Origin of the sequence: Paractinoplanes ferrugineus, from assembly GCF_016862195.1 — a bacterium.
Classification (GTDB): Bacteria; Actinomycetota; Actinomycetes; order Mycobacteriales; family Micromonosporaceae; genus Actinoplanes; species Actinoplanes ferrugineus.
In genome coordinates this window covers 98,576-125,134 of sequence record NZ_BOMM01000035.1, presented here as the reverse complement: position 1 = coordinate 125,134, position 26,559 = coordinate 98,576, and the positions used below count along the sequence as shown (strand labels likewise).

Sequence of the window (26,559 nt, the reverse complement as noted above, 5' to 3'; positions counted from 1 at the left end):
GAGCTGGGGGGCGGCGCACCTCAACTCCATGCCGCCACCGTTGAAGGGCCGGGCTCCCGTCGGAGTCCGGCCCGCGCCCAGGTCAGGTCTAGTAGCCCGTGGAGGCGTCGAAGCCGAGGCCCATGACGATGCCGGCGATCACGATGGCGACGGCCATGGCCACCCCGATGCCCACGGCGGCAAGCCCGACCATCAAGGCCGAGGTGCGGGCGATGCCCCCCATTCCCGTCGCGACCGTCTTGCCGAGGCTGGGGTGCTCCCAGCTGATCGGCGCGTAGGTCTGGCGGCTCAGCGCGATCGGTGGCAGGGGGATGGAGTCACGGTGCTGACCGGGGCCTCCCGAGTCCTGCTCCGTAGCGGTGGGAACTGCTTGGATCGGCCGCTCAGCGGACCGGTTACCTTGCAACAACATGATGTCGCCTCCTTTGGCTCCAACACGCTCTGTCCCTGAATCATGACCGCTACTCAGTGTGAACGAGATGGGCCGTACGGCCTATCCTTTTCGCCGGTATCCGCCGTATATTTGGCGTATGTGCGCGGACACTGAGTTATTCAGTGGTCCCGGTTGCGATAGTGCTGGGCGACCAGGGTGCCGGCACAGATCAGGGCCACCACGCCGAACACGGAGCTGACGATCGGGCTCCCCAGGACCGTGGAGAGAACCGCGTTGGCGGCGCCGGCCACGATCAGCGTGACCCAGAGGACGGGACGCAGGATGTGGCGCGGGGTCTCGGCAGCCACCGTCGGGGTCCGGGAGATGCGGTATTCGTCGTTCATCATTGCCTCCTCGGCTTCGTTTCCGGTGCTCCCCACGCTATTGACGAGGAGCGTGGAAGCCGATCCGGCAGGCACGACACTCCAGGTACAGCCTGCTGTACTTTTTGGCCCGGGAGCTGACGTCCAGGGCGGCGAATGTCCTATCGTCACCGCCGGGAGGTGGCCGATGACCTGGATTCGTAAGCGGTTCCGCGCCTCGGTCGACGCCCTGGAGCGCATCGTCGGCGGGCTCGGCACCTCCGTGCTGGCCCTGGGTGTGTTCTTCTGGATGGTGATCGTCCTGATCCTGTCGCTGGTCGGCATCGGCTTGCCGGCCGCGCACGACTCGTTACGAGCGCTGCGCTCGGTGGCCGAGCGCGAGCGCGCCCGCCTGACCCGATGGGGCCCGCCGGTGTTGAGCGCCGGCCCGGTCCCGGCCGGGCTCAAGGTGGCGCTCCGGGACCCGTTCGTTCATCGCGAGCTCCTCTGGTTACCGCTGCACGGCATCGGCGGCTTCCTCATCAGCCTCTTCGGTCTCTCCGTCCCCATCTACGCGGTGCAGGACATCACTTTTCCGCTCTATTACCGCCTTCTCCAACCCGAGGACAGCGCGCCGAGCATCATCTGGTGGCGCATCGACGGCCTCTTCGACGCGCTGCTGGTGAGCCTGATCGGCGTGGGGTGGCTGGTGCTCGCGATCCTCGGCGGGCCGCTCTTCGCCCGCGTCCAGGCGGCGGCCGGTCGCCGGCTGCTGGCCCCGCCGCCGGGGGTCGACCTGTCCCTGCGCGTCGCCCAGCTCACCGCCACCCGAGCCGCCGCGCTGGACGCCCACGCGGTCGAGCTCCGGCGCATCGAGCGGGCTCTGCACGACGGCACGCAGAATCGGTTGGTCGCGGTGAACGTGCTGCTCGGGGCGGCGCGGCGGGCGCTGCAACGGGATCCGGCGCGGGCCGACGAAATCCTGGACCGGGCGCAGGACGCGGCGGAGCAGGCGCTCAGCGAATTGCGTACGGTGGTGCGCGGGATCTTGCCACCGGTGCTCGACGACCGTGGTCTCTCCGGTGCTCTCGACGGTCTCGCCGCGAACTGCGCGGTTCCGTGCCGGGTCGAGGTCGACGTGCCGGTGCGCTGCGCCGCCTCGGTCGAGGCCACCGCCTACTTCGTGGTGGCCGAGGCCTTGACGAACGTGGTCAAGCACAGCGGCGCGAGCAGCGTCGCGGTCACCGTCCGGCGCGAGCACGACCGGTTGCACGTCGTCATCGAGGACGACGGCCACGGCGGCGCCGACGAGGGTTCGGGTTCGGGGCTGGCCGGCATCCGCCGGCGGGTCGAGGCGTACGACGGTCGGCTCACGCTGACCAGCCCGCCGGGCGGGCCGACAAGAATGCTGGTGGAGCTGCCGTGCGGATCGTGATCGCCGAGGACGACGCCCTGTTGCGCGAAGGGCTCGCACTGCTGTTGCGGGCGGAGGGGCTCGATGTCGTGGCCACCGCGGGCAACCCGGGCGACTTCCTGACCGAGGTCGACGCCCACAAACCTGATGTGGCCATCGTGGACGTCCGGATGCCGCCGACCCACACCGACGAGGGCATCGTCGCCGCGGTGGAGGCCCGGCGGCGCCAGCCCGGCCTGTCCGTGCTGGTCCTCTCGGCCTACGTGGAGCAGGCCTTCGCCACCGATTTGTTCGCGATCGGCGCGGCCGGACTGGGCTACATGCTCAAGGAGCGGGTCGGCCGGGTCGAGGAGTTCCTCGCCGCGTTGCACCGTGTCGCCGACGGCGGCACCGCGATCGACCCCGAGGTGATCGGTCAACTGCTGGCCCGCAGCCGGCCCGACTCCGGCCTCGGCGAGATGTCGCCGCGCGAGATGGAGGTGCTGGCGCTGATGGCCGAGGGCCTGGGCAACACCGCCATCGCCGAGCGGCTCTTCGTCACCGACGGCGCCGTGCACAAGCACATCCGCAGCATCTTCGCCAAGATGCGGCTGTCGCCGGACGAGCAGGTCGACCGTCGCGTGGTGGCGGTGCTGCGCTACCTCGAGAAGAGGTAGAGCCTGCTGTACCCGGGAACCGGCAGCCCACTGGATGGTTCCCGAAGCCCCTGATCAATAGCGTTCTCCGTGCGCGCACCAACACAGACGACACGGAGAGGCAGAGAGATGCTCGTCCATTCAGGACCCATGGTCGGCACGGCGGTTCGCGTCGAAAAACTGACGAAGGTGTACGGCGTTGGCAGCGCCCCGGTCACCGCGCTCGACAGTGTCGACGCCGCGTTCGGGCGGGGCACCTTCACAGCGGTGATGGGCCCGTCGGGCTCCGGCAAGAGCACTCTGCTGCAGACCGCGGCCGGACTCGACCGGCCCAGCTCGGGCCAGGTCTTCATCGGTGACACCGACCTGACGCGGATGTCCGAGACCAAGCTGACCGAGCTGCGGCGCACCCGCGTCGGCTTCGTCTTCCAGGCGTTCAATCTGATCGGCGCGCTGACCGTCGAGGAGAACATCGTCCTGCCGCTGCGGCTCTCCGGCGCCCCGGCCGACCGCGCCTGGCTGGCCCAGGTGGTCGACCGGGTCGGCCTCGGCGATCGGCTGCGGCACCGGCCGGCCGCGCTCTCCGGCGGACAGCAGCAGCGGGTGGCGATCGCCCGGGCGCTGGCCACCCGCCCCGAGGTGATCTTCTGCGACGAGCCGACCGGCGCGCTCGACAGCCGGACCGCGGCTGACGTGCTGACCCTGCTCCGCGCGGTGGTCGACGAGCAGGGGCAGACGGTCGTCATGGTCACCCACGACCCGGTCGCCGCCTCCTATGCGGATCGGGTCATGGTGCTGGCCGACGGCCGCGTCGTCGCCGACATGCCGCAGCCCGGGGCCGCCCGCATCGCCGAGCACCTCGCGTCGCTGGACCGGCGGGCCGCCCGATGATCGTTCTCGCCGCCAAACTGCTGCGCCATCGCGCCGGCCCGGCCGTCGCCACCCTGATCGCCCTGGCCGTCGGCGTGCTGATCCTGGTCGCGATGGGCACGCTCGTCGAGTCCGGCCTGCGTTTCCAGCCCGAGCCCCGGCTCTTCCGATCCGCCGACCTGGTCGTCGCCCACCGCGAGATCAGCCAAACCAGCAAGGACTTCACCGGCGACACCGAGACCACCACGGCCGCGCTCGCCGACGGCACGGTCGACGGCAAGCTCGTCGCCCGGATCCGGCAGGTGCCGGGGGTCGCGACGGTGGCCGGCGACGACCGGGTGATAGTCGATTCGCCGGCCGCGGTCGGGCACGGCTGGGGCGTGTTCGCCTTCACCGGCCGGTCGATCGCCGAGGGCTCCGCCCCACAGACGGCCGACGAGGTCGTGGCCGACGTCCGGCTCCGGGCCGCTCCCGGCGATCAACTCGGGCTGACGATCGGCGGTATCCGTAAGTCGTACCGGGTGAGTGGCACCGCCGACACCGGTGCGGCGCAGGTCTTCTTCACCGACGCCCAGGCAGCGCGGCTCTCGGCGCACCCGGGCCGGTTCGACACGATCGGGCTCAGCACTCGACCGGGAGCGGACGGCGGCGCGGTCACCGAGGCGATCCGGCGGATCGCGTCGGATGCCGGGGTCACCGCCTATTCGGCCGGCCAACGAGGGCACGCCGAGCAGTCCGCCGGCCTGAACGCCCGGAGCCTGCTGATCGAGGCCGGTTCAGCCTTCGGTGGCTACGTGGTTCTGCTCATCGTCTTCGTGGTCGCCGGCACGATCGGCTTGTCCGTCCGGCACCGCCGCCGTGACCTGGCCCTGCTGCGGGCGGTCGCGGCCACTCCGGGTCAGCTGCGGCGGATGTTGATGGCCGAGACCATGCTGTTGAGTCTGGTCGCCGCGATCCTCGGGGTACCTACCGGTCTGCTGGCGGCACGCTGGGTGCACGGCGAGCTGATCGACCGCGGGTTCATCCCGGCCGGCTTCCCGCTTGCCGCCGGTGGCCTCGCCGGCCTCGCCGCGGTCGGCGTCGCGGTGCTCGTGGCGGTGCTCGCCGCGTTGATCGCCGGGCGCCGGGTCACCCGGATCAAGCCGGTCGAAGCGCTCGGTGAGATCGCCGTGGAACCCTCCCGCAGTGGGCCGATCCGGCTGGGGTTCGGCCTGGTCACGCTGATCGGCGCGGGCGCCGCGGGCGGGTTCGCGGCCACCATGAGCGCGGCTACCGCGGCGCTTGCCAGTGCGGTCGGCATGCTCTACCTGTTCGTCCTGGCGGTGTCGCTGCTGGCGCCGTGGATCAACGCGTTCGCCGCCCGGCTGCTCGCTCCTCCGCTGTCGCGGCTGTGGCGGGCCAGCGGATATCTCGCGGCCAAGAACCTGCGGGCCAACGCGCAGGGCATGGCCACCGTGTTGACGGCGCTGGTGCTGTCGGTCGGCTTCGGTGGCTCGGTGTGGTTCCTGCAGGACAATCTGGAGCGACAGACCATGACGCAGAGCCGGGCCGGCACGCTGGCCGACCGGGTCGTCGTGCCGATCGGCGGGGACGCGGCGGCTGAGATCCGCGGGCTCGGCGGGGTACGGGCAGCCACCGGGGTGCGGCACACCTCGGTCGTCGTGACGTCCTTCGAAGGAGTCCAGGCCGTCGGTGCGCAGGCCGTCGATCCGGCCGCGCTGTCCACCACGATGGACCTCGACGTGACCGACGGCAGTCTCGACAAGCTCGGCGACGGCACCGTGGCGGTCTCCGTGATGCAGGCGTCCACGTCCGGGTGGCAGGTCGGTGACCAGGCCGAGCTCTGGCTCAGCGACGGAACGCCGGCCAACCTGACAGTGGTGGCGCTCTACCGGCGCGGGCTGGGCTTCGGCGACGTCACGCTCGCCAAGTCGACGGTGGCGGGCCACCTGGCTCGCGACGCCGACGACGAGGTGCTGGTGCGCACCGGCCCGGGGGCCGATGCCGCGCTGGGCGCCTGGACGACCGCCCACCCCGGTAGCACGGTGATCGACGCCGGCACCCGTGACCAGCAGATCGGCGCCGACCTCGCACTCGGCGCGTGGCTCAACAAGCTGCTGATCGGCGTCATGGTGGGTTACGCCGCACTGGCCGCCGCCACGACCATGGTGATGGCCGCCCTCGCCCGCCGTCGCGAACTGGCCCTGCTCCAACTCGTCGGCGTCACCCGGCGCCAGATCGGCCGGATGGTCAACGCCGAGCAGGCGGGCCTGCTCGGCACGGCCGTCCTGATCGGCGCGGCGATCGCGGCCCTGACGCTCGGCTCGATCGTGCGAGCGCTTACCGGCAGCCCGATTCCCTACGTGCCGCCACTGGGCTGGGTGGCCGTGCTCGGCGGCGTGACGCTGCTGGCCCTCGCAACCACGATCTGGCCGGTCCGGCGTCTGCTCCGCATCCCACCGATCGACAACATCGGCATCAAGGAGTGAGGCCGCGGCCGGGTGGCTGGGGCTGGGTGTCTGGGCTGGGTGGCTGGGGGCCGGGGCGTCCGGTCAGCCGAAGCTTCGTGCGCAAGCGGGGCATCCCGGGCCACCCGGTCGAGGCGATTCACCCCATTGGACCGTTACCGATCAAGCTGAAGTTACCCTGGGCGCCAGCTGGGAATATTCGGTTTCTTGAATTTATGGGAGCGCTCCCGTAACGTCCCTGACACACTCTCGGCGCGCCGCTGCTCCGTAACTCCCCGCGACGTTTCCCCCGGTTGAGGAGCCTCCTTCATGACCAAATTCCCCCACGGTTGGCTGCGCGCCTCAGGGCGGCGCTCCGCGCGAATGATCATCGGAACCGCCATCGCCGCTCTCACCCTCGGGGCGATGGCCGCCCCGGCCTCAGCCGCCGGGCCGACGATCTCCACCGTCGCCGCCGGCTACGCCCACACCTGCGTGATCCGCACCGACGGCGCACTGTTGTGCTCGGGCAGCAACGACAGCGGCCAGCTGGGCGACGGTACCAACGGCGCGAGCGCGGGCAAGACCAGCCCCGTACGCGTCGGCACCGCCACCACCTGGGCCGGCATCGACGCCGGCACCAACTACAACTGCGCCATCCGCACCGACGCCACCCTGTGGTGCTGGGGCAAGAACTTCCGCGGTCAGCTCGGCGACGGCACCACCACCAACCGCAACGTCCCGACCCAGGTCGGCACCGCCACCAACTGGGCGAGCGTGAGCGCCGGCGACAGCCACACCTGCGCCACCCGCACCGACGGCACCCTGTGGTGCTGGGGCTTCAACCGACTCGGTCAGCTCGGCACCGACCCCTCCTCGGTGTACTACGCGACCACCCCGCTGCAGGTCGGGACCGCGACCACCTGGGCCGGCGTCACCACCGGTTACGCGCACACCTGCGCCACCCGCACCAACGGCTCGCTGTGGTGCTGGGGGGACAGCTCCGCCGGCCAGCTCGGCACCGGCAGCCTGAGCTACAGCACCACCCCGGCACAGGTCGGCACCGCGACCACCTGGTCGACCGTGGCGGCGGGGTACGCCTTCACCTGCGCCACCCGCACCGACGGCACCCTGTGGTGCTGGGGTGAGAACGGCTACGGGCAGCTCGGCTCCAACACCACCTACCAGACCGCGCCGCTGCAGGTCGGCACCAACACCACCTGGTCGTCGGTGAGCGCCGGATTCAACACCGCCTGCGCGACCCGCACCAACGCCACCCTGTGGTGCTGGGGCAACAACATGGCCGGCCAGATCGGCGACGGCACCACCACCAACCGGAACGCTCCCACCCAGGTCGGCACCGCCACCACGTGGACCAGCAACGTGGCCGTCACCTACCACACGTGCGGGCTCCGCACCGGCGGCAGCCTGTGGTGCTGGGGCAACAACCTCTCCGGCCAGCTCGGCGACGGCACCACCACGAACCGCTCGACCCCCGCTCAGACCACGATCTGAGCCGGGCCGTTCGCGGCCCGCGGTCCTGCCCCGGCTAAGGCTGACGGGGCAGGACCGCGCAATTCGACGCGGCCGGCCACCCGCGGTCCTGGTCCACGACGTGGTGCGCCGGCCCGCACAGCCGAAGATCGCGTCGCTGACGCACATGGTCGACAGCCATTTCGGGGTGGCCGGCCCGTCGGCACTGAGGTACTCGTCGACCAGTGCACCCCGCGCCGGTCGTGACTGGACGAACCCGTTCACCGACCACGCCAGCGCCCCCACCAGCCCGGCCCCGTCGATCGCCGCCGTGACCGCGGCCAGGTCGGCGGGCGGCACTTCGGAACAGGTAGCGGTCAGCCGCACGTCCGGCGCCTACGACGAGCGCAGTTCCGCCGCCGACGCGACCCGCCCCACCACCTGGCTGTAGCCGTAGCGCCCACGCACCGCGAGGGGCCGCGGCCCCTCGCGGCCCGCCCAGGAGGCCGCCGGTTCGATGTAGGCCCCGGTGACCGCAACGGGTTGCCCGGTGAAGTCGGTCGACTTGTACATGATCCGAGTGGCCCGCCCCGGCAGCGGCCCGCTGATGCCCGGCAGCGACAACGCGAGCGGAAGCGGCTCGCTGCGCCCAAGCGCCCCGTCGCCCCGGCTGACGTGCGCAGGTGCCGGACGGTAACCAGTCGAGACGGGTCCACGATCGACTACGGAGGGTAAGACCGAGGAGTCGGGCCACTCGACGTCCACAGGAACTACCGTAAGTAGCCCTTGGCTACCCCTCCGTCGCCCATGCAGGTCCTTGCAATGCGTGCTCCCAACATAACTTTGGGACAGAACAGCAGCTGGACCTATTGATCATTGATCTATCAGAAGAATGTGGACGGTTAGCCATCTACAACCCGGTCCTCCACGGACCGTAATTAGTAGGGAGTTTGGAACGAGGGGGAACGATGGGCGCGCTGACGATGGCATCCGTCTCCAGCTACGGAGCGGTAGTACTGGTCCTTGCCATGGGGTCGCTGATAGGACTGGCGCGAGCCTTCATCGCGCACCGGACGCGATTGCACTCGGAACGGGAGGCCTCGGCGCGCATTGCGGCTCGGGCAAGCGGGCTGATCGGGCTCGCCGAAAGACATCGCGGCGCCGTACGGATCGTGGAACGCGATCGTGACGGGCACCGCGAGGTGGAGTTCGGGCGGCAGGATTCGTTGATCGTCGGCAACGGCGAGGAGGCGGCGTGAGCGTGGTGGACGGGTCGGCCGCTCTGCTGCCGGAGCCGGCCGACGAGGAGGCCGCGCAGCAGGCTGACGACGCGCGTCTCAAAGAGATCTACGACGAGGAATTCGGCACCTTCAGTGTGCAGAGCTACCGCATCGCCGAGGGGATTCTTCGCGCCGGCTGGCGGGATCACGAGGCGGTCAAAGACGCTCTACAGACCGCGTACCTGCATGGTCGAGTTCATTGGCCGAAGATCCGGAGCTACACCAAGCCGATCGCTTGGATCATCACCACGGCCCGGAACCGGCTGCTGAAGGAGCACGACCGCGGTCGGCGTGAGACCGCCACAGCGCCCGAAGATCTGCCCACGGGAGCACAGCCGAGCCTCGCCGACACCTGGGAGGCCCAAGAAACTTATCGTGGCTGGCTGCAACAGCTACCGCCTCGGCACGCTGAGGTTTTCCAGATGTCACGGCACGGCTTCTCCAATGAAGAGATCGCCCGGACGCTCGGGCTGGCCGATACCAGCGTTCGTCACTACAAGGCGGCGGCCAACCGACAACTACGTCAACTCGCCGAACAAGCCGGCTACAAGGACTCGGATAGCCGACGGCGCCCGGGAGGTGCTCATGGATCTCGATGACATCCTGGCCTTGGCCGAGGCGGCCGAACCTGGCCCACTGGAAAACGCCCGCGCCCGACGAGTCGCGCGCACAGTGCAGGCCGAGTACGACCGTTCATTGACGGACCGGTACGAGATTCTCGTCGACACCGATCTCGTGGATCCGCTCACCGCGAACACCGACGAGGCGACTCGAATCGCGCGCGCCGCGCAGTTGGCGAAACGAGGCGCCATCATCTGGCGGGCGACCGGCTCCGGCAAGTCCATGAGCATCCCGGCGTGGTCGGATGAGATGGCGACGATCTTCGGCTACGCGCCGGGAACTCTGCGTCTCACACCGGACCGGCTTCTCGAACTTATTCATCCGGCCGATGCGCGGGCATTCCAGAGTTCGGTGGAGCGGGCGTGGCGACGAAGCCACCCGAACGAGGTCACCTTCCGCGTGATCCAACCAAGCGGCAACGTTCGTTACGTGCACTGCGACATCGAGATACTGACGACGGACGGCGAGCCCTCCGGAATCAGCGCTACCGGAGTGGATGTCACCGCACTCGAGCTCGCTCGGCAGGAGCGACGTCGACTCGCCACCCGGGAAGCGATGCTTTGCGCCGATCTCGCCGCTGCGGATGCCGTTACCGGGCTGCCGACGCGTGGCTTCCTCACCGACGAAGTCGACCGGGCCCGGCGCACCAGCGGGGGCGCCCTCATCGTCGTGGCGACGGAGCCGGCCACCCGCCTCTCGAAGACCACGACCGACGAAGACCGTGACCAGCTGACGTCGGAGGTCGCCGGACTACTGCGCACGATCGCCGACTCCGGCCTGACCTGCGGGCTCGTCGGGCCGGGCCTGTGGGGCGTGCTCGCCTTCCCACCGCAGGACTGCCCCGCGGCGACCGAACTCGCGCAGCTGCTCGTCGACAAACTCCGGAGCAACCTGTTCAGCGTCAATCAGGAGGCGCTGCGCCTGAATGCGTGGGCGGGCGTAGTCAGCTTCGCCAGCGGTACCGCCGCCTCGGGGTTCGATCTGCTCATAGACGGCGAACACGCGGCACGTGACGCGGCCCGGAAAGGCACCCCGGTAAATGTTCTGGACCGGCCCGCCAAGGACGAGGAACGGGCGAGTCGCTGCCGATCCCGGGTTCAGCACGCGGTGACGACCGACCGGTTCGCGCTCTACGCGCAGCCGCTAGTAGACCTCGGTATCAATGAGGTGACGCGCCACGAGATCCTGCTGCGCGTCCGCGGGGACAACGGTGAGCTCGCCGCACCGTGGGCGTTCCTCGACATGGCGGAGCGGGTCGGCGAGATCCTGTCGGTGGACAAGTGGGTCATCGACCATGCCTTGGAGCTGATCGGCCAAGGGGTCCAGACGTCCCACTATCAGGTCAACATCTCCGGGAAGTCGCTCGCGGACCCCGGCCTGCTCACCTTCGTGACCGACGCGATCCGCCGGCATCGGGTGAAGCCGGAGTGTCTGACCTTCGAGATCACCGAAACCGCACTGATCGAGAATCGCAACGAAGCTCTTGCCTTCGCGACGGGTGTGCGGGAGATCGGCTGTCACCTCGCGCTCGATGACTTCGGCACCGGATACGCGGGTCTCGCCTACTTGAAGTACCTGCCGGTGGATCTGGTGAAGATCGACGGCGTGTTCATCGTCGATATCTGCCGGTCCCCGACAGATCAAGCCGTCGTGTCGAAGCTCGTGGAGCTGTGCCACGAGCTCGGCATTCGGGTCGCTGCCGAGTACGTCCAGGACGACGAGACCGTCGAACTGCTGAGGCAGTACGGCGTCGATTTCGCGCAGGGCTACCGGATCGGGCGGCCCGAGCCGATCGCGGCCAGTCTGCAACCGGCGGAGAACACGATCGAGTTCGAGATCCATTTCCCGGAACGGCGTACCGCCATGGGCTGACACCACTCTCGGCAGCGGCGGGCCGGAGGTGGGCGTCATCGGGCTCGGCGGCATGGGCATGACGCACGCCTACGACCTGGCCGCTGAGCGGGACGAGGCCACCTCGATCGGGGGACGCCGAGCGGGAATTCGGCGGGAGCGGCTGAGCTGACCCTCGGTGAGGCGGATCGGGCCGAGTCGGACGCTGTGCCGACGCCGTCGGGGACGCGTTACTGAAGTCCTGGCGGCATGCGCGGCTAGGACTTGATGCAGCAGCCTTGGCAGACCTTCGGCTTGGGGAGCGTGAAGGCCAGGCAGCAGGTTTTGCGCTGGACGTCGAGCTTGCCGGTTTCGTCGGCGACCAGGTCGATGAGGTCTTCGACGCCCAGCGCGCGCTGCAGGGTCGCGATCGTCTCGGCGGAGGAACCGGGGATGGCGTCGGCGGAGCGCAGGACGCCGTAGGCGATGCCGGAGGCGAGGGAGCCGAGCAGGGTGCGCTTGCCCAGCCGGACGCGGTTGTGGATGGCATTGAGCAGCGGCGTCAGGTGGTTGTCGAGCAGCGTCAGGCGCAGCTCGGCGAGCAGGGCCGCCTCGTCGGCGACCACCCGGATGCGCGGATCGCCCAGCAGCGCGAGCGGGTCGTTGGGCAGCACCGCCACCGGGATGTCGGCGCGCAGGCCCAGAGTCAGCAGCGGCCGCGGGTCGTTGAAGTGGATCAGGACGTTGGCGCTGGTCAGCAGGGGCACGCGACGGGCCGAGGCAAAACCGAGAACGGCGGGAAGAGCCGCCCAGTACGTGTACGCCTTCCAGGCGAGCGCGGCGGCGGCGTGCGGCTGGGCTCGCCAGCGGCGACCGGCCGTCTCCAGGAGGAGATCGAGCTTCGTGGTGGCGAGATCGGCCGAGCTAAACCAGTTGGCCGGCTCGTGCACCAGGAGGTCCGGGGCGAGCCCGGCGATCTCGGTGCTGGTGCCGAACATCGCGGTCAGTGTCGTGGTGACCGGGGTCAGCGGCGCGAGCGAACGGCTGGTTGTGGTGGCGGTCACTGACGGCTACCACACCGCGGTGACACAACCGGGCCAGTCACCGCTTTCACCTCGCCTTACCTCGTCACACGAACCAGTGTTCCGGACCCTCAAGACGACTCACCGTACACCTCTAAGGCTAGCCTAACCAACAACGGCGACAGGGATCTTTCGGACGAATACCCTAGGCAAGGGTTGCCTAACAGTGCGTTGAACCGTTCCAGGAACCGTCAAGGTATCTGTCGGCTAAGCGCTACAAGGACCTTGAGGACATCGAGCGCCAGTGACACTGAATGTCCCGTCGCGAAGGGGACATCGATGATGACCACATCGCCCGTCGAACGGGCCGCTGATCAGTTCGTAACAGCTCTGGCGCACTGGCGGGTCGAGCGCGGTATGAGCAAGAAGCAGTTGGCCGCCCGCATGGGCTTCGACCCGTCGTACGTCAGCCATGTCGAGGGGCGGCGACATAAGCCCACCGAGGACTTCGCCCGGCGGGCGGAAGCCGTCCTCGGCGCCGGCGGAGTCATCTGGCAGCGCTTCCAGGAGTACGACGAGCTGCGTCACGCGCGCACCAACACGCTCCAGCACCGGGACCCGCCCGTGCCCGTCCAGTGGATGCCGCCCGGCACCGGCCTGATCGTCGAGCAGGAGGTCGCCGAGCTGACCTACGGCAACGGGTCCTACCGCTGCACGGTTCGCCGCAACCTCTACAACGCCGGCTCCGAGCCGGTCACCCGCTACCTGGTGAAGGTCTCGGTGGACCGCTACCCGCACGACCCGACCGGCTCGAACCGGCACCACCGCACCCACCCGCTCCGCTTCGACGAGATGGACCTCGAGGCGGCCGCCGGCGAGGGCAGCGCCGCCGAGCCGATGCACTGGCGGGTCAAGCTCGACCGGGACGCGGCCAAGGAGGTCTGGCTGCTCTTCGCCAACGACCGCGGTCAGTTCCCGCTCTACCCGGGCGACCGCACGACGATCGAGTACGCATACACGGTCGGGGTCGAGAAGTGGGGTCAGTGGTTCCAGCGGGCGGTGCGGCTGCCCACCCGGCGGATCACGGTGCGGCTCAACTTCCCGGTGACGTTCGACCCGCAGGTGTGGGGGGTGGAGACGTCGCTGGCCGCCGAGGTCCCGGTACGTACACCACTTGAACGCACGCACGACGGGGAGCGGGCCATCTTCGAATGGTCGACCGACGCGCCGCAGTTGAACGCCCGGTACCGGCTGGAGTGGCGGTTCCGGGGCCCGAACGCGCCGTCGTTCGCCGAGTACGCACCGGCCGAGGAGAACGGCAAGCCGCGCGCCTCGTCGGCGATGCGCGGCATCGGGATCGTGCAGCGCGGCTCCGACCTGCTGCGCCAGCGCGCCCGGCACTTCCAGCTGCCCCGGGAGGCGACCGATGCGCGGGAGGCGGTGAGCGCACTGCTCTCGTCGCTGTGCCGGCTCGAGGACCTGCACGACTTCAGCAAGGGCGTGGGGCTGTCCGCACCGCAGATCGGCCGGTCGGTGGCGGCCGCGGTGGTGCAGCCACCCGATCGGGGTGCCGAGCCGGTGGTGCTGCTCAACCCGCGCATCGTCGGCGAGTCCGGCGACCGCGACGAGCAGTACGAGGGGTGCCTGTCCTTCTTCGACTACCGCGGTCAGGTGCGCCGGGCCCTGCGGATCGAGGTCGAGCACGCCCGCTACGACGGCGCCCGGGTGATCACCTCGTTCGACCGGGCGATGGCACGGCTGGTCGCGCACGAGATCGACCATCTGGAGGGCCGCCTCTACGTCGACCGGATGCACGCCGAGTCCAACCTCGTGCCGGTGGCCAACTATCAGCAGGCCGGGAGTCCGTGGACCTATTAGGGCAGGTCGGTGAAGCTGTCGTACTTGATCCGGATGGACGGCACCTGGAGCTCGGCAAGAGTCTTGAGGGTCGACTTCACCATCGCGCCGGAGCCGGAGACGAAGAAGTCGTGGTTGTTCCACGGGCCGTACTTCGCGACCACCTCCGAGATGTTGCCCTGCTCGCCGGGGAACGTCGGGTCCTCGCTGCACGCCTCCACGACTGACAGCCACGGGTAACGCGCCGCCAGCCGGTTGAGGTCGGCCAGGTCGTACAGGTCCTCGCGGTCCCGCGCGCCGATGAAGACGTGCACCCACCGCGTCCGGTTGTAACGGGTCAGCTCCTCCAGCAGGGACTTGATCGGCGCCAGGCCGGTCCCGCCGGCGATGAACACCACGTCCCGGGTCGACCGCCGGTCCAGGTTCATCGTGCCCATCGGGGCGGCCAGCTTGATCATGTCGCCGATCTGGAGACGGCGTACCAGGGCACTCGACACCCAGCCGGCGCCCACCGACCGTACGTGGAATTCCAGGGTGTTGTCCTTGCGCGGAGCGTTGGCGACCGAATAGGTGCGCCAGAGCCGCGGCTGATACTTAGGGCACTCCAGACTCAGGTACTGACCGGCGCGGAACTCGAGCGGCTGCATCGGCTGGACCGTGAAGACCGCGATGTCCTGGGCTCTTCGCTCGTGCGCCACCACCTCGGCGTACCAGTAGGGCGGGTTGTCGTCGGCGTCGGCACCGGCGAGCATGCGGGCGGCGATCACCGCGTACGCGTCCGCCCAGGCCTGGTCGTATTCGACGCCCCACTGCTCGCCGGCGTGCGCCCGCATCGCTTCGATCAATGCGCCCCCGACCACCTCGTAGTGTTCTGGTTCCACGTGAAACTTCTTGTGATCACGACCGAGTGCCTTCAGGTATTCGTCGAACTTCTCCGGATCGTCGAGCGTCTGCACCGCGGTGACGATCGCGTTGAGCAGGCGGGAGCGTTGCACATCCATGTGCACCGGGAACAACTCGCGCAGGTCGGGGTGGGAAAGGAAGATCCGGGCGTAGAAGTAGCCGGCGACCTTTTCCTGATGTTCCTCGACGAGTGTCCAGCTCTCCTTGAGCAAGCGTGCGAGGTCTCCCATGCACTCAGATTGCTCACGTCAGTCGCTTTTCCGACGCACCCGAAGTGCGACTGGTCTCATCGAGGTGACGAATGATCGGCGCGTCGCTTGCCCGGATCGTCCGTTTGTGCTTGGCCTAGAGTGGCCGTCGTGACCTTAGATCGAGTTGCGCCCACCCGGCGCGTGCTCACCGTCGAGATCGTCATCGTGCTGCTGCTGTCCCTCGGCGCGTCGGCCATCTATGCGGTCGTGTCGCTGATCGCCAAACTCACCGCGGGCAAACCCCTGTCCGCACAGTCGGCGGTCCTCAACGCCTCCCGCTCCCCCCGGCCGTACCTCGATCTCACCTACCAACTGCTCGAGATCAGCTTCGCGCTGGTGCCGGTCGCCCTGGTCCTCTACCTGCTCATGCGCGACCAGATCCCGGTCCGGCAGACCCTCGGCCTCACGGCCGATCGGAAGAGCTTCGACGCGGGCTGGGGCACGTTGCTGGCCGCCGGCATCGGGATTCCCGGGCTCCTGCTTGTGTACGTGGCAAAGGTGCTCGGCCTCAACGCGCAGATCGTGCCCGCGGCCCTGCAGGACGTGTGGTGGGCGATCCCGGTCCTCGTCCTGTCCGCGATGCAGAACGCCGTGCTGGAAGAGGTGATCGTCGTCGGCTACCTGATCACCAGGCTGCGCGAGATGTCCCTGCAGCCGGTGTGGATCGTCGCCGCCTCCGCCCTGCTTCGCGGTTCCTACCACCTCTACCAGGGCTTCGGCGCCTTCGTGGGCAACGCCGTGATGGGCGTCGTGTTCGCCCTGTTCTACCTGCGCTTCAAGCGTGTGATGCCGCTGATCGTGGCGCACAGCATCCTCGACATAGCCGCCTTCGTCGGCTACACCCTGCTGCCCGCCTCGTTGCTGGCCTGGCTCAACTAGTCGCGAAAGCCCGCCCTAGCCGCGATAGTCGCGATAGTCGCGATAGTAGGACTCCGCGCGGGCCGCCACGGTCTGCGCCGACGCCGTGCCGGCCAGGATCGCCGCCAGCAGACTGGCACCCGGAAAAACCCGGTTGGCCAGCCGCAACGCTGTCCACCCACCGGTCTGCGACACAAGCATCCGCCCGAACCGCCAAGCCGCGTCGCTGAGCCCACCCTGGTCATAGGTGGGCCGGCGCGCAGCGGCAAGCGCCGCCCGGGCATCCGCCCGGCTCGGGTGCACCCGAGTGATCACCAGCAGATCAACCGCCCGCTCCGGATCGGCCGGATCCAAGCCGTACGCCGCCGCCACATGCAACACAAGCTGAGCGTGCGTGACAGCCGCCGCCCCAAGCAGCGTGACCGGCGTATAAGACCCGGCCACCGCCCCGAACACACTCCCCCAACCGCCCAGCCGCGCGAATTGCCGAGCCGCGAGCCGAGCAACCGCCCGATCTCCCGCCGCCGGATAGGACTCCCGCGTCCGCGCGGCCCAGTCCCGAGCCTTGGGCCCGAACGCCTGCACAGCCGCAAGCGCAAGCAGCTCCGGCGCATGCCCCGGATCCGCCACAAGCTTCGCCCACGCCTCCGTACGCCCATCCCCCCGGACCCCGACCGCAGCCCCCGCTCTTCCCTCCGCCACGCCGCCCTCCGCCGCGCCGCCCTCCGCCGCGCCGCCTTCCGCCGCGCCGCCGTATACCGCGCCGGCCTCTGCCGTGGCGCCCGCTACTGGGCCGGCCTCTACTGGGCTGCCCGCTTGGGTTGGCGCGGCGATGGCGGCCTTCTCGACCACGTCGCCCGCCTCCCCGCCGGAGGGCTGCGCGACTACCGGTTCCGCCGCCACCGCCTCGGTGCCGGCAGGCTTCACCACGACCGCGTCCGCAGCGGGCTCCGCCGAGACCGAACCAGTCGACCTGGCCGGGGCGTCTGCGGCGGGTGTCGTGTCAGCCGCCGGGTTCCGCACAGCCGGAGGTGTTGCCGTCACGTCGGATTCGGCCGTTGCTTCGGTGGCCGCAGCCGGCTTGATCGCGGCAGCCTTGCGGGGTGGGCGGGGCGCCCTCTTCGCCGGCGCCACCTTCTTGACCGGCACGCCCTTGGCCGGACGCGCTGGCTCGGCCGCAACCTCCGGCTGTTGCGAGGACGAGCGTGCCGTCGCCGCTTGGGACCCTGTCGCCTGGGCATCGGACTCGCTGGCGGCGGGCCGCCCTCTCGCGGGACGCGGCAGCGCAGCCTGGGGATCCGGCGCTCGGCTGACAGGCGCTTGAGCAGGGGGCGCTTGAGCCGCAGGCGCTTGAGCCCTGGCAGGTCGTTGAGTAGAAGACGCTTGTTCTTGAGCGGCTGGCCGCCCCTCCGCGGGGTGCGGGAGTGCGGCCTGGGCCTCAGACTCCTGCGCGGGGCGCGGTGGTGCAGCCTTGGCGGGCTCTTGAGCGGCTGGCCGCGCCTCGGTGGGATGCCGCGGTTCGGCCTGGGGCTGCTGGGCGGCCGGCGGGGCCGGGCGCGTCTTTGCGGGACGCGGGGGCACAGCCTGGGCGGCCGGGCTCGAGGCGTTCGGCCTTGGGTCGGCGGGGCCTGGGACGGCGGGGACTGGGACGGCGGGGCTTGGGTCGGCGGGGCTTGGGGCGGCGGGGCTTGGGGCGGCGGGTCGGGCCGGGCGGGACTTGGCCGGGCGCGGGGCCCGGGTGGCGGGCTGCGGGGTGCTGGGCTGCTGGGCAGCGGGGCGGGTCCGGCGCGGCGGGGACTGCTCCGTGGGCGCTGAGGTGTCGGACTTGGGCTGGACTGGACCGCGGGTAGGCGTACGGGAAGGGGGGTTTTGAGAAGAACGAGGCGGTTTGGAGGCAGATACCGGTGCGCCGCCCGGGTGATCCTCGGCGCTGGGGGGCTGGAAGGTGACCGCCGGGGCCGGCTTCGCGGCGCGGCGAGGGGCCGGCGCGGCGGGCTTCTCCGCGGGTTGGTCCTGCTCGGGCGCGCTGAACGCGGGCGGGGCGGACCGGGCGCGCGGAGTTCTACGGCGCTCAGTGGGCGGCTTCTCCTCCATGCCGTGGCAGCCTAGCCGTTTCGGGCGCGTTTCACCTGCTGGAGTCCGGTGCGAACGCCGCGGCGCGCGCGAGGGGGCAACCTCTTTGTGCGCAGCTGACCGGGTCCGGTATCCTCAACCGTCGGTGGCTCAACGGCCACCGGGGAGACTTCGCCTAGTCTGGTCTATGGCGCCGCACTGCTAATGCGGTTGGGGTTTTATAGCCCCTCCCGGGTTCGAATCCCGGAGTCTCCGCGCGAAAGCCGGGTGTGTATGCTGGCTGAGCACTTGAACGAGCGCCCGTAGCTCAATGGATAGAGCATCTGACTACGGATCAGAAGGTTAGGGGTTCGAGTCCCTTCGGGCGCACCACTTGAGCAGGGAATATAGCCATTCGGCTATGTTCCCTGCTTTCATGTGGGGCACATGTGGGTCACAGTTGCGCCCACATTTTGGCCGTGTTTCCGCAGCTCAGCGGCTGTTTGCGAGCGCGATTTCCCGCATGGAACCGGTTTTCGACAGGCGAACACCATCCGAGCACCATGGTCCTGCGAAATGGGATCTTTGGGGCGCTGGAGTGAGTACGAACAGGCTGCGGTGGCCATCTTCTTGCAGGTCGCGGGCTTTCGGCACTCGCACGAGTGAAGACGTCATGGCTCAGGGGCATCTGATTCTGGGGCAGATGCCTGAAAGTCTCCGGGACGCTGCAATAGGTCGCGGGCCAGTGATCCAGGCTGCACCGTCGTCGGTGCGCCTCCCATCCACTTCAGCGAGAACGGGTCTTGCGGGTCTTCCGATGTGACCTGGCGATGCTGCGTGAGACGGGACGCCGCCGGCTCGTCTGCCGAGTTCTGGGCTAAGCCGAGATGTACGGGTCCGGGCACGCCGGCTCGCTGGACTTGTGGCCGGCGGCTGGTGCGTTTGGTGATCGGAGCTTTCTGGGTTCGGCCAGCGATGTCGAGGATGAGTTGAACGGTGTCTTCGGCGGCTTTGCGTTGGATCGCGGGAAGCACGCTGGTGTAGACGTCTGCGGTGAGCGCGACGGTCGAGTGCCCGAGTTGGTCCTGGATCGTCTTGATGTCGACGCCGGCGCTGTGCGCGAGGCTGGCCGCGCCGTGACGTAGGTCGTGCAGGCGCACTGGCGGCAGGTCGGCACGATCGATGAGAAGGCGCAGGCGCTGGGTGAAATAGCCCGGGTGGAACGGTGCTCCGTCGGGCCGGGTGAACACGTACCCGCTGGGCAGGTAAGGCTTGTCGTCGTTGTCCCGTCGGACGTGGTGGCGTTCCTGCTGTCGCTGGTGCAGCTGCAGTACTCGCACGGTGTGGCTGTCCAGTGCGACGGTGCGGCGGCCGGCCGCCGACTTCGGTGGTCCTTCGTGGATGGCGTAGCCGGCGGTGGTGCGTTGCCGCGCGATGACGAGTAGGCCGTTGTCGAGGTCGACGTCGGTCCACCGCAGGCCGGCGGCCTCACCACGGCGCAGGCCGCGCAGGGCGATGAGCCACCACAGGGCGAAGAGGCCGTCGTGGCGCACCGCGTGCAGGAACGTCGCCAACTGCTCGGGCGTCCATACCGCAACGACGGGGTGGTCGCCGGTGGCTTGCCAAGCAGCCACGCGAGGCTGCGTCCACACCACCGCGTGGGGCCGATCGCGTGTCGGTAGCTCCAGCCGGATGGCGGGGTTGCTGGTGATGACGCCTTCACGGACCGCCGCGTTCAGGGCTGCTCGCAGCGTCGTGCGAACGTGGTGAAGGGTGCATACGGAGTGGGGGACTCCGTGTCGGTTGGTGGCTTTGCCGATCTCGGCGAAGGCGGCGGTGAGCTGTCGCGCGTTCAGTTGCGCGAGAGTCATGGCGCCGACATGGGGGATCAGGAAGCGTTCGATGTCGTGGCCGTAGTGCGCTTTCGTGGTGGCGCGGATTCGGGTCCGGGTGGACAGCCAATACTGCAGCCACCGCGCGACGGTCCAGTTCTGCCCAGTGCATTCCTCGCGCGACATTTCCAGCAAGGTGTCGCGCGCTTCCCGGGCGGTCTGTTCGGAGACAAATCCGCCGCGGCGAACGCGGTTCACCCGGCCCAGCACGTCTCGGGTGGAGCAGGCGAAGTACCAACTACCGTGGTCAGGGTCGAGCAGTCGGGTGCAGTGCTCGCCGGAGCGCTGTCCGGTCGCCTTGTCGATGCACCCACATCTCTTGAAGATTCCGCTGTTGCCTGTCATGTCGTGTCCCCGTTCTTGTTGTCCTACCTCGTACTCGTCGGCGAAGTCACAGCCGGATGCCTCCCGAAGGGTGCCTGGGCTTGTCTTGGCGGGCCGGAGCGTCCTCGTCAGCAGCCTGCTGATGAACGTCATTGGCGACGCCGCTTGGCAGAGCGCCGCGGTGTTCGCGGTCACCGACCTACTGCGATCGACTCTCGTGGCAACGAGCACCCGGAAACCGGGTTTGGCGGTGCCCGCCACCGGGCTGAGTCGGGCGGCGTTGGTTCTATGAGGGGTTGCGAGCGGCAAGGCCGCCGATGTCATCCCCGAGTCCGCACCCGCGGCGATACCCGCTGCTCAAACCGGAAATTCGAGTGCTCACGGCACTTTCCCGCAGGAGCAGCCGACGAGGTCTGATGCGATGCACAGCCCAGCTGATGGCTTGCCTTTACTTTGGTTCACCATCCGTGTTCATGGCTCACCATGGTTCCCTCTTAATGATTATGGCTCTCTGGCGGGTGGGATGGTCGCCTAGTGATCGACCACGACGGCCCGACCCCTCTGTACGTCCAGGTGGCAGATGCTATCGAGGCACGTATCCAAGCGGGCGACCTTCTGCCGAACCGGCCGATCCCCTCGGAAAACCAGCTCGTCCAGGAGTACGGCATCGTTCGAGGCACCGCCCGCAAATCGATCCAGCTTCTGCGCGAACGCCGGCTGGTGGTAACCGTTGTCGGTCGGGGCACGTACGTTGCTACTCCGACGGACGATCAAGCCTAGGGTGCCGAGGCCGCCAGATCGACAACCCTGGCATTCGCCTGACCTGCTAACCGTCGCCACCCGGCTTCGAACCCTGAGCGGCTGCGATCCGAGGTCAGGGGCCGAGGCCGCTGACGACTCGGAGAGTCTGGGTTGTCAGGAGTGCGCCGGCGATGCCCCATCAGTGAGGTAGATCGTCGTGCCTTTGGTCCGGGCCGCAAGCGCGGCCTCGATGCGGGGTGCGACGCGTGGCGGGAGTAGACGTCGGCACTGCTCAGGGTCGTGGAACCCGAAGGTTTCCAGCTCGTCGGAGTCGACGCGGATGTTTTGGTTTCTGGTGAGCCGACCGCCGTCGAAGATGAAGTTCACCAGGGCCCGCGGGCGAGGCCCGGCCGGGGAGGCCCAGTCGACGACGAGCAGGTCACCCACGTGCAGGGCAAGGCCGAGTTCTTCTCGTAGTTCGCGTCCGGCAGCAGCGTGTGGGCTCTCGTGTTGGTCGACGTAGCCGCCGGGGATGGCCCAGTGATCGCGGTAGTTCGGCTTGACCAGCAGCACCCGGCCGGCGTCGTCCGTGATGAACAGGGCGGCGGCGGCGTGGAAGGACGCCAGCTGCGCGTACCACTTGTCCGGCTCTACCCACGCCATCCGGTGACTCTATCCGTGGCTGGCGGTGGAGACATAGGCGTGAGCCCTGTGCAAGAAGCCGTCGACGGCGTGATCGCCGCGATGGGGGGAAAGCCGTTTGGCGAGGTCGGTGATCCGGTCGGTGACCCGGCGGGAGCGCACTCGGCCGGCGAGGTCGAGCGCGTCGTGACCGAGCTGGCTGGCATGTTGCGGCTGGGCAGATGTCCCGGCGGCGTAGACGCTCGCGATCAGCGCGGTGTGCAGAGCCCGCGTACGCACGCTGCCTTCTGCCAGGTGCAAGGCCTGCTCGGCGTGGCCGAGCGGTTCCTTTGTGCGGCCGAGGTCGCGCAGGCAGCGGATCGCGGTGCCGGCCAGGTGCGCTGGAGTGAAGTAGCCGGCCCAGGTGGGTTGCTCGGATCTGCCGATCTTCGCGGTGGCGTGCTCGGCCAGCCGGAGCGCGGCGGTGCAGCTGCGGGCATCGCCGGCGATGGCGTGGGCGCATGCTTCCGCGGTGTGCAGTCGGGCCATCACCAGGATGTGGGCGCGGCCGGTTCCGCCGGCGACGGCGGCGCGGGCCAGCCGCACTGCCTCCGCAGGCTGGCGGAGATAAACGGCTTGGGTGGACATGTTGGCCAGGATGTGCGCGCCGAACCCGGCGTGGTCGGCAGCCTTGGCCAGTCGTAGGGCTTGGATGAAATGTCTCTGGGCAAGTCCTTGATCGCCGATGTCGTAGCTCATGAACGCGACCTGCCCGGTCAGCTCGGCGACCGCGGCGAACAGCTGTCGTCCTACCCTGTCGGTGTAGGTGCCGTGCAGCATCGGTTCGACTTCCCGGTGCAGCCATTCGGCCAGCGACGCGCGAAATTGGCCGCCGCCATGACGTCGGTCGAGGTCGAGGAACTGCTGCTGACAGGCGCGTAGCGCGTCGACATCGGCCAGCGTGACCTGGCGGCGTCCGCGGTGTGAGGCGTCCGGATCGCCCGGGTTGAAGTGCCAGCGCCACCCTGCTTCGGCGGTGGCGGATGCGACGAACGGGGCCGCGCTGAGTGCGTCTCGCCGGGTCACCTGATGCCGCCACAGGGCAGTAACGGTCGTACGGGCTTCTTCGAGGTCAGCGGCGAACGTCAGGCCAAGGTCTGCCGAAGCTACCCCGGCGGTGAAGCCGAGCTCGTCGATGGCGACCGCCCTGCCGATCCGCCGGGCCAGCACCTCGGCGATCACCTGGGGTACCGGCTCGTCGGGTTTACGGCCGCGCAGCCACCAGTACACCGAGGCCGCGTCGTAGTGCAGATCCAGATGGTGGTCTCGGCCACGCAAGTTGACCTGCCGGGTGAACGCCGCGCGCGCCTGCCCGTATCCCGCCTGATGGAGGAGCGCCTGTAGATGGTGATTCGACACTGCCTTCGCCATCGACCCCATCGCCACCCTCACTGCCTGTCACGGATTCTCATCATAGAGCGACATCAGCGTGTGTCGTGGCGTACGCAACTGCGCGCAAGGCCCACAACCGGGCGCAACCGCAGCGGCATTCCGGGACCTTCCGTCATCGGTCGTGTGCCCGTGAGCCTGGATGCGGAGGTGAAGTCCGTATGAGTAACGCCCTGCTCTACGTAGTGGACGAGATTGACCAGCGACTTGCCCAACTGCGGACGCAAGCGCGCGCCGTGGGCGTGACCGTGCTGCCGCCGCTGCTGGCGTTGGGGACCAGCGAGCGAATCGGCTCCAACTGGCTGTCGGACACGCTGCGACCGGTGATGCCCCAGCACAACGAGCCGTTCCGGCAGCAGCTGGGTGCGACGCATCCACTGTCGCCGGTCAACCCGTACAGCGTCGAAGTCGACCGGGTGCCCTGGGCGCTCCTCGGCCAGTTGGGCTGGCACGCCTTGGTCGAGTCTGTGGTGGCCAAGTACGCGCCGGTGCGGCACCTGGTGAAGGAGACCAACCTGTTCTTCACCACCAGGTCCCTACTGCAGCTGTTAGCCGATGCCCCGGTGGTCGTGCTCACCCGAAGCCCCATCGGTGTCGCGAGTTCATTCGTCCGCTCGAACCTCTATCACCGATGGGGGTACGCCGACCGGTATCGGCAGATGATCACCATGACCGGTGCCGGACCGCATGCCGGGTTCAGCGCTCTGGTGCCCGACGACGATCCGGACGAGCTGACGGGGCTGGTCCGGATGATCGTGCTCAACACGGTGCTGCTCGCCGGTGCGGTTGACGCCCGGGAGTACACCCACATCCGGTACGAGGAGGCCGTGCTCGACCGGGCAGCCGCCTGGAAGGCCCTGGCGGATCTAATGCCCCGAACCCTTCCCCGTACGCCAAGCCCCGTGCGGCCGGCCCGGGACGACCTGTTCGCCACCACCAACCAGAAGACCAACCTCGTCGCACAGCTCACCCGGACAGAGGCCACCCAGGTAGAGATGTGCGCCGCCGAGACCCTGGCTGCGGCCTCCGACCTGGTGCCGGCCAGCGTCCTCGACCGGGCGCAGACCTGGATGACCGGCGCCGGGCAGTACCAGATCGAGGCACCTTCCAAGCCGCCCCGCACCGGGCACACCCGCGCCGAGAGCCCGCCAGCACGGGAAATCGCGTACGCCGACCTGCGAGGGCTGGCGTGGCGGAACCTGCTGGTCAGCAACGCTGAATTCTGCGGCCTACTTAACGCCGTGCACGCCGCCGGGGTGACGAACACCCGGCGGGGGACCCATCTGTTGCTGGTGCCGATGCCGCACGAACGTGGAGGGCGGGTTCACTGGTCATCCGAACGCGAGAGCTGGACGGTCAGCCCTGGCTTCGACCATCACCCTGTGTACTGGGTGACGTGGCTCGGCGCGGCCGTATTCGCGGCCGTCAACTCCGCCCGGCTTCCTACACACGGCGAGCTGCGCATACTCGCTGCCGACACCGAGGCGTCCAACCACGACTACGCGATCGGCGATGTCACCCCGGTATCTCACCTGACCGCCCCGCACGGCATCCACCACCCCCTCGGCAACCTGCAGGTGTGGTGCGGCGACGGACCGCCCGCACTCTTTGGACAGCCAGTCGAGCGATGGATCCACGGTGCCGCCTGGAACACCCCCGCCACCGCCGAGGAGGTCGACCGGCTGCGGTCACGGCACCTGCTGGGCGCCTCCCGAGGCGTCGGCATCAGGCTGGTGCGGGACGAGACGACCCCCGTCGCCGGCCGGACCATTGCGCAGGTCGCCACCGTCTTGAGCACTTGGATTGGCAGTCTCACCGACCGCAGCCGGACCTTGGCCGACCTGGACTCGGACGTCGTGTGGGCGCTACAGACCGATGTTGCTCTTCAGGCCCATGTATGACCCGGCGTCAGGCCAGCCGGCTCTGGCGAGCTCCACGAACCGGTCGCTGAACCCCCGCGACGGCAAGTCCGCCAGCTTGACGAACTCCACCGCGCGGATCGGCCGGGTATCCGCCCCCGCCTTGACCGCCCCGAGCGTGCCACCCACCCGACGGCATTCGAAGGACAGGTGAACGACGTGCGCCTTCACCACATCGCACACGTACAAAAGGTCGCCGACCTGGATTTCCAGACCCGTCTCCTCCTGCAGCTCCCGCACCAGAGCTTCCTCGATGGTCTCGCCGGGCTCGACCTTGCCGCCGGGCAGCGACCACGTCCGGTCGCCTTCAGTGTCCTGGTCCAGCAGCAGGATCTGGTCGTCCTCGATCACCATCGCAGTGACGCGCACATTCATCGGCACCCGCAAACCGTAACAATCCCCAACGATCACCACGCGGCGGCGCGGCCATGACCGCCCGGCCGATCACCCAGGTGGTCGTCTGCGCCGGCGGCCTCGGTACCCGGGTCGCACCCTGGGCCCGGCACATCCCCAAGGAATTCCACCCCGTCGCCGGACGGCCGGGCATCCTGCACCTGCTCGACGAACTGACAGCACTCGCCCCCGCCCGTGTCGTGGTCGTCTACCACCCGTTCTACGAGCCGTTCATCGCCTGGGCCAAACTCACTCTCGGCCGTGACGGGCAGGCCGCCTACCAACGTGCCGCCGGCTTGCCGCGCTGCGACTTGCCGTTGTACGACCAGCTAGACCTTCGATTCATCCCGCAACAGGGCCGGTACGCCGACGTCACGTCGGTCCTCAACGGCGCTGACCACCTCCGCGCCGGTGATGACCTGTTCGTCGCGTTCGCAGACAACCTCTATCCGTACGCCAACACCAGCCTTGCCCTCGCCGCCATCCCGACAGGGCACACTGCAGTGCTGGTACGGCCCTACGACCCGGCCGACGCCGGCCACCGCGGCGTTGTCATATCTCGCCACCTCGATGAAGAGCTCATCGTCGCCGAACTTGTGGAGAAGCCCTCGCACGACCGAGCCCGTGAGCTGGAGGATCGATACGGCGAGTCAAACATGTGGCTGCTGGAAGGCCGCGCCCGGCTGAGCAGCAAATTTGTCGATCAGCTACGCGGCGCACGGGTGACGCCCGGTGCCGAGCCCAAGCTGTCGCTGGCGATTGGTCGGTATGCCCACCGCGAACCAATACGCCTGGTCGTCACGCACTCCACAGTGACGGACCTGGGCAAGTCGGCGGCGGATACCGCGCGGTGAACGTCAGGACAGGGCACGGTGACAGAGGTTGCGTGGTCGCCGTCAGGTGATCGGATCGCGGCAGTGCCAGGTGATGGACTTCAGCCCGGAATTTGACGGACGACGGCACTGACCTGGC

At 68.9% G+C, this 26,559-nt stretch carries 23 protein-coding genes, 2 tRNA genes and 1 pseudogene; 16 read left to right on the top strand and 10 right to left on the bottom strand.

The window, feature by feature from the left end; translation table 11 throughout:
- Nucleotides 1-88 precede the first annotated feature (88 nt).
- Together Afe05nite_RS19135 and Afe05nite_RS19130 are read right to left on the bottom strand one after the other, a co-directional pair.
- Nucleotides 89-412: a hypothetical protein gene (locus Afe05nite_RS19135; protein ID WP_203818488.1), complete on the bottom strand. Its 324-nt coding sequence runs from the start codon at nucleotides 410-412 to the stop codon at nucleotides 89-91.
- Nucleotides 413-552: 140 nt separating this feature from the next.
- A complete protein-coding gene (locus Afe05nite_RS19130) occupies nucleotides 553-777 on the bottom strand; it encodes a hypothetical protein (RefSeq protein ID WP_203818487.1) in 225 nt (74 codons plus the stop codon).
- Nucleotides 778-943: 166 nt separating this feature from the next.
- On the opposite strand from Afe05nite_RS19130, the gene Afe05nite_RS19125 reads away from it, so the two are divergent.
- The 5 genes from Afe05nite_RS19125 (at nucleotide 944) to Afe05nite_RS19105 (ending at nucleotide 7,616) form a co-directional block, all read left to right on the top strand.
- Nucleotides 944-2,170: a sensor histidine kinase gene (locus tag Afe05nite_RS19125; RefSeq protein ID WP_203818486.1), complete on the top strand. Its 1,227-nt coding sequence runs from the start codon at nucleotides 944-946 to the stop codon at nucleotides 2,168-2,170.
- Nucleotides 2,158-2,805, top strand: a complete 648-nt coding sequence (locus Afe05nite_RS19120; RefSeq protein WP_203818485.1) for a response regulator transcription factor — start codon at nucleotides 2,158-2,160, stop codon at nucleotides 2,803-2,805. The genes Afe05nite_RS19125 and Afe05nite_RS19120 overlap by 13 nt, the downstream gene beginning before the upstream one ends.
- 129 nt (nucleotides 2,806-2,934) lie before the next feature.
- A complete protein-coding gene (locus Afe05nite_RS19115) occupies nucleotides 2,935-3,675 on the top strand; it encodes an ABC transporter ATP-binding protein (protein ID WP_203818484.1) in 741 nt (246 codons plus the stop codon).
- Nucleotides 3,672-6,143, top strand: a complete 2,472-nt coding sequence (locus Afe05nite_RS19110; RefSeq protein ID WP_203818483.1) for an FtsX-like permease family protein — start codon at nucleotides 3,672-3,674, stop codon at nucleotides 6,141-6,143. Before Afe05nite_RS19115 ends, Afe05nite_RS19110 begins: the two co-directional genes overlap by 4 nt.
- Nucleotides 6,144-6,431: 288 nt before the next feature.
- Nucleotides 6,432-7,616, top strand: a complete 1,185-nt coding sequence (locus Afe05nite_RS19105; RefSeq protein ID WP_203818482.1) for an RCC1 domain-containing protein — start codon at nucleotides 6,432-6,434, stop codon at nucleotides 7,614-7,616.
- A 144-nt stretch (nucleotides 7,617-7,760) separates the two neighbouring features.
- On the opposite strand, the pseudogene Afe05nite_RS43870 reads toward Afe05nite_RS19105, so the two are convergent.
- A pseudogene (locus Afe05nite_RS43870) lies at nucleotides 7,761-7,934 on the bottom strand (triacylglycerol lipase); the annotation flags it as partial.
- Between the two features lie 608 nt (nucleotides 7,935-8,542).
- Between Afe05nite_RS43870 and Afe05nite_RS19095 the strand changes: the two are divergent.
- The 4 genes from Afe05nite_RS19095 to Afe05nite_RS44585 are packed head-to-tail and all read left to right on the top strand — an operon-like array spanning nucleotide 8,543 to nucleotide 11,498.
- Complete coding sequence (locus Afe05nite_RS19095) at nucleotides 8,543-8,833, top strand: hypothetical protein (protein WP_203818481.1); 291 nt, start codon at nucleotides 8,543-8,545, stop codon at nucleotides 8,831-8,833.
- A complete protein-coding gene (locus Afe05nite_RS19090; protein ID WP_203818480.1) occupies nucleotides 8,830-9,453 on the top strand; it encodes an RNA polymerase sigma factor in 624 nt (207 codons plus the stop codon). The genes Afe05nite_RS19095 and Afe05nite_RS19090 overlap by 4 nt, the downstream gene beginning before the upstream one ends.
- Nucleotides 9,440-11,347, top strand: coding sequence for an EAL domain-containing protein (locus tag Afe05nite_RS19085; RefSeq protein ID WP_203818479.1), 1,908 nt, complete (start codon nucleotides 9,440-9,442; stop codon nucleotides 11,345-11,347). Before Afe05nite_RS19090 ends, Afe05nite_RS19085 begins: the two co-directional genes overlap by 14 nt.
- A gap of 28 nt (nucleotides 11,348-11,375) precedes the next feature.
- A complete protein-coding gene (locus Afe05nite_RS44585; RefSeq protein WP_275407487.1) occupies nucleotides 11,376-11,498 on the top strand; it encodes a hypothetical protein in 123 nt (40 codons plus the stop codon).
- A gap of 85 nt (nucleotides 11,499-11,583) precedes the next feature.
- Here the strand turns inward: Afe05nite_RS44585 and Afe05nite_RS19080 are convergent, their stop codons facing one another.
- Nucleotides 11,584-12,303, bottom strand: coding sequence for a hypothetical protein (locus tag Afe05nite_RS19080; RefSeq protein WP_203818555.1), 720 nt, complete (start codon nucleotides 12,301-12,303; stop codon nucleotides 11,584-11,586).
- A gap of 366 nt (nucleotides 12,304-12,669) precedes the next feature.
- Here Afe05nite_RS19080 and Afe05nite_RS19075 point away from each other — a divergent pair, with 366 nt between their 5' ends.
- Nucleotides 12,670-14,205 (top strand): peptide deformylase, encoded by a 1,536-nt coding sequence (locus Afe05nite_RS19075; protein ID WP_203818554.1) that lies wholly within the window; start codon nucleotides 12,670-12,672, stop codon nucleotides 14,203-14,205.
- Here Afe05nite_RS19075 and Afe05nite_RS19070 read toward each other — a convergent pair.
- The gene (locus tag Afe05nite_RS19070) at nucleotides 14,202-15,317 is read right to left on the bottom strand and encodes a globin domain-containing protein (protein WP_203818478.1); all 1,116 of its coding nucleotides are present in this window, start codon (nucleotides 15,315-15,317) and stop codon (nucleotides 14,202-14,204) included. The two genes, Afe05nite_RS19075 and Afe05nite_RS19070, sit on opposite strands and share 4 nt — an antisense overlap.
- A gap of 129 nt (nucleotides 15,318-15,446) precedes the next feature.
- Between Afe05nite_RS19070 and Afe05nite_RS19065 the strand changes: the two genes are divergently transcribed.
- Entirely contained in the window at nucleotides 15,447-16,217 is a 771-nt protein-coding gene (locus Afe05nite_RS19065; RefSeq protein WP_203818477.1) for a CPBP family intramembrane glutamic endopeptidase, read from the top strand.
- Nucleotides 16,218-16,232: 15 nt separating this feature from the next.
- On the opposite strand, the gene Afe05nite_RS19060 is transcribed toward Afe05nite_RS19065, so the two are convergent.
- The gene (locus tag Afe05nite_RS19060; RefSeq protein WP_203818476.1) at nucleotides 16,233-17,126 is read right to left on the bottom strand and encodes a hypothetical protein; all 894 of its coding nucleotides are present in this window, start codon (nucleotides 17,124-17,126) and stop codon (nucleotides 16,233-16,235) included.
- 1,307 nt (nucleotides 17,127-18,433) lie between these two features.
- On the opposite strand from Afe05nite_RS19060, the gene Afe05nite_RS19055 reads away from it, so the two are divergent.
- A tRNA-Ser gene (locus Afe05nite_RS19055) sits at nucleotides 18,434-18,524 on the top strand.
- 41 nt (nucleotides 18,525-18,565) lie between these two features.
- A tRNA-Arg gene (locus tag Afe05nite_RS19050) sits at nucleotides 18,566-18,641 on the top strand.
- Nucleotides 18,642-18,919: 278 nt separating this feature from the next.
- Here the strand turns inward: Afe05nite_RS19050 and Afe05nite_RS19045 are convergent.
- On the bottom strand, nucleotides 18,920-20,659 hold the full coding sequence (locus tag Afe05nite_RS19045) for a tyrosine-type recombinase/integrase (RefSeq protein ID WP_239117970.1): 1,740 nt from the start codon (nucleotides 20,657-20,659) through the stop codon (nucleotides 18,920-18,922).
- A gap of 339 nt (nucleotides 20,660-20,998) precedes the next feature.
- Between Afe05nite_RS19045 and Afe05nite_RS19040 the strand changes: the two genes are divergently transcribed.
- Nucleotides 20,999-21,244: a GntR family transcriptional regulator gene (locus Afe05nite_RS19040; protein ID WP_203818475.1), complete on the top strand. Its 246-nt coding sequence runs from the start codon at nucleotides 20,999-21,001 to the stop codon at nucleotides 21,242-21,244.
- A gap of 135 nt (nucleotides 21,245-21,379) precedes the next feature.
- Here Afe05nite_RS19040 and Afe05nite_RS19035 read toward each other — a convergent pair whose 3' ends face one another.
- Together Afe05nite_RS19035 and Afe05nite_RS19030 are read right to left on the bottom strand one after the other, a co-directional pair.
- Nucleotides 21,380-21,868 carry an NUDIX domain-containing protein gene (locus Afe05nite_RS19035; RefSeq protein WP_203818474.1) on the bottom strand — a complete coding sequence of 163 codons (489 nt, stop codon included), beginning with the start codon at nucleotides 21,866-21,868 and terminating at the stop codon, nucleotides 21,380-21,382.
- 9 nt (nucleotides 21,869-21,877) lie between these two features.
- Nucleotides 21,878-23,257 carry an NsdA family TPR-like regulatory protein gene (locus tag Afe05nite_RS19030; protein ID WP_203818473.1) on the bottom strand — a complete coding sequence of 460 codons (1,380 nt, stop codon included), beginning with the start codon at nucleotides 23,255-23,257 and terminating at the stop codon, nucleotides 21,878-21,880.
- A 179-nt stretch (nucleotides 23,258-23,436) separates the two neighbouring features.
- Between Afe05nite_RS19030 and Afe05nite_RS19025 the strand changes: the two genes are divergently transcribed.
- Entirely contained in the window at nucleotides 23,437-25,176 is a 1,740-nt protein-coding gene (locus Afe05nite_RS19025) for an SUMF1/EgtB/PvdO family nonheme iron enzyme (protein WP_203818472.1), read from the top strand.
- Here the strand turns inward: Afe05nite_RS19025 and Afe05nite_RS19020 are convergent.
- Nucleotides 25,141-25,569: an NUDIX domain-containing protein gene (locus Afe05nite_RS19020; protein WP_203818552.1), complete on the bottom strand. Its 429-nt coding sequence runs from the start codon at nucleotides 25,567-25,569 to the stop codon at nucleotides 25,141-25,143. The genes Afe05nite_RS19025 and Afe05nite_RS19020 overlap by 36 nt on opposite strands.
- Before the next feature lie 53 nt (nucleotides 25,570-25,622).
- Here Afe05nite_RS19020 and Afe05nite_RS19015 point away from each other — a divergent pair, with 53 nt between their 5' ends.
- A complete protein-coding gene (locus tag Afe05nite_RS19015; protein ID WP_203818471.1) occupies nucleotides 25,623-26,441 on the top strand; it encodes a sugar phosphate nucleotidyltransferase in 819 nt (272 codons plus the stop codon).
- Nucleotides 26,442-26,559: the final 118 nt, after the last annotated feature.

Coding starts and splice junctions, on each gene's coding strand:
- Afe05nite_RS19070 (WP_203818478.1), bottom strand. CDS start 15,317: ATGGGAGACCTCGCACGCTTGCTCAAGGAGAGCTGGACACTCGTCGAG.
- Afe05nite_RS19085 (WP_203818479.1), top strand. CDS start 9,440: ATGGATCTCGATGACATCCTGGCCTTGGCCGAGGCGGCCGAACCTGGC.
- Afe05nite_RS19135 (WP_203818488.1), bottom strand. CDS start 412: ATGTTGTTGCAAGGTAACCGGTCCGCTGAGCGGCCGATCCAAGCAGTT.
- Afe05nite_RS19125 (WP_203818486.1), top strand. CDS start 944: ATGACCTGGATTCGTAAGCGGTTCCGCGCCTCGGTCGACGCCCTGGAG.
- Afe05nite_RS19075 (WP_203818554.1), top strand. CDS start 12,670: ATGACCACATCGCCCGTCGAACGGGCCGCTGATCAGTTCGTAACAGCT.
- Afe05nite_RS19030 (WP_203818473.1), bottom strand. CDS start 23,257: ATGGCGAAGGCAGTGTCGAATCACCATCTACAGGCGCTCCTCCATCAG.
- Afe05nite_RS19095 (WP_203818481.1), top strand. CDS start 8,543: ATGGGCGCGCTGACGATGGCATCCGTCTCCAGCTACGGAGCGGTAGTA.
- Afe05nite_RS19015 (WP_203818471.1), top strand. CDS start 25,623: ATGACCGCCCGGCCGATCACCCAGGTGGTCGTCTGCGCCGGCGGCCTC.
- Afe05nite_RS19020 (WP_203818552.1), bottom strand. CDS start 25,569: ATGAATGTGCGCGTCACTGCGATGGTGATCGAGGACGACCAGATCCTG.
- Afe05nite_RS19080 (WP_203818555.1), bottom strand. CDS start 12,303: ATGTTCGGCACCAGCACCGAGATCGCCGGGCTCGCCCCGGACCTCCTG.
- Afe05nite_RS19025 (WP_203818472.1), top strand. CDS start 23,437: ATGAGTAACGCCCTGCTCTACGTAGTGGACGAGATTGACCAGCGACTT.
- Afe05nite_RS19130 (WP_203818487.1), bottom strand. CDS start 777: ATGAACGACGAATACCGCATCTCCCGGACCCCGACGGTGGCTGCCGAG.
- Afe05nite_RS19035 (WP_203818474.1), bottom strand. CDS start 21,868: ATGGCGTGGGTAGAGCCGGACAAGTGGTACGCGCAGCTGGCGTCCTTC.
- Afe05nite_RS19115 (WP_203818484.1), top strand. CDS start 2,935: ATGGTCGGCACGGCGGTTCGCGTCGAAAAACTGACGAAGGTGTACGGC.
- Afe05nite_RS19110 (WP_203818483.1), top strand. CDS start 3,672: ATGATCGTTCTCGCCGCCAAACTGCTGCGCCATCGCGCCGGCCCGGCC.
- Afe05nite_RS19105 (WP_203818482.1), top strand. CDS start 6,432: ATGACCAAATTCCCCCACGGTTGGCTGCGCGCCTCAGGGCGGCGCTCC.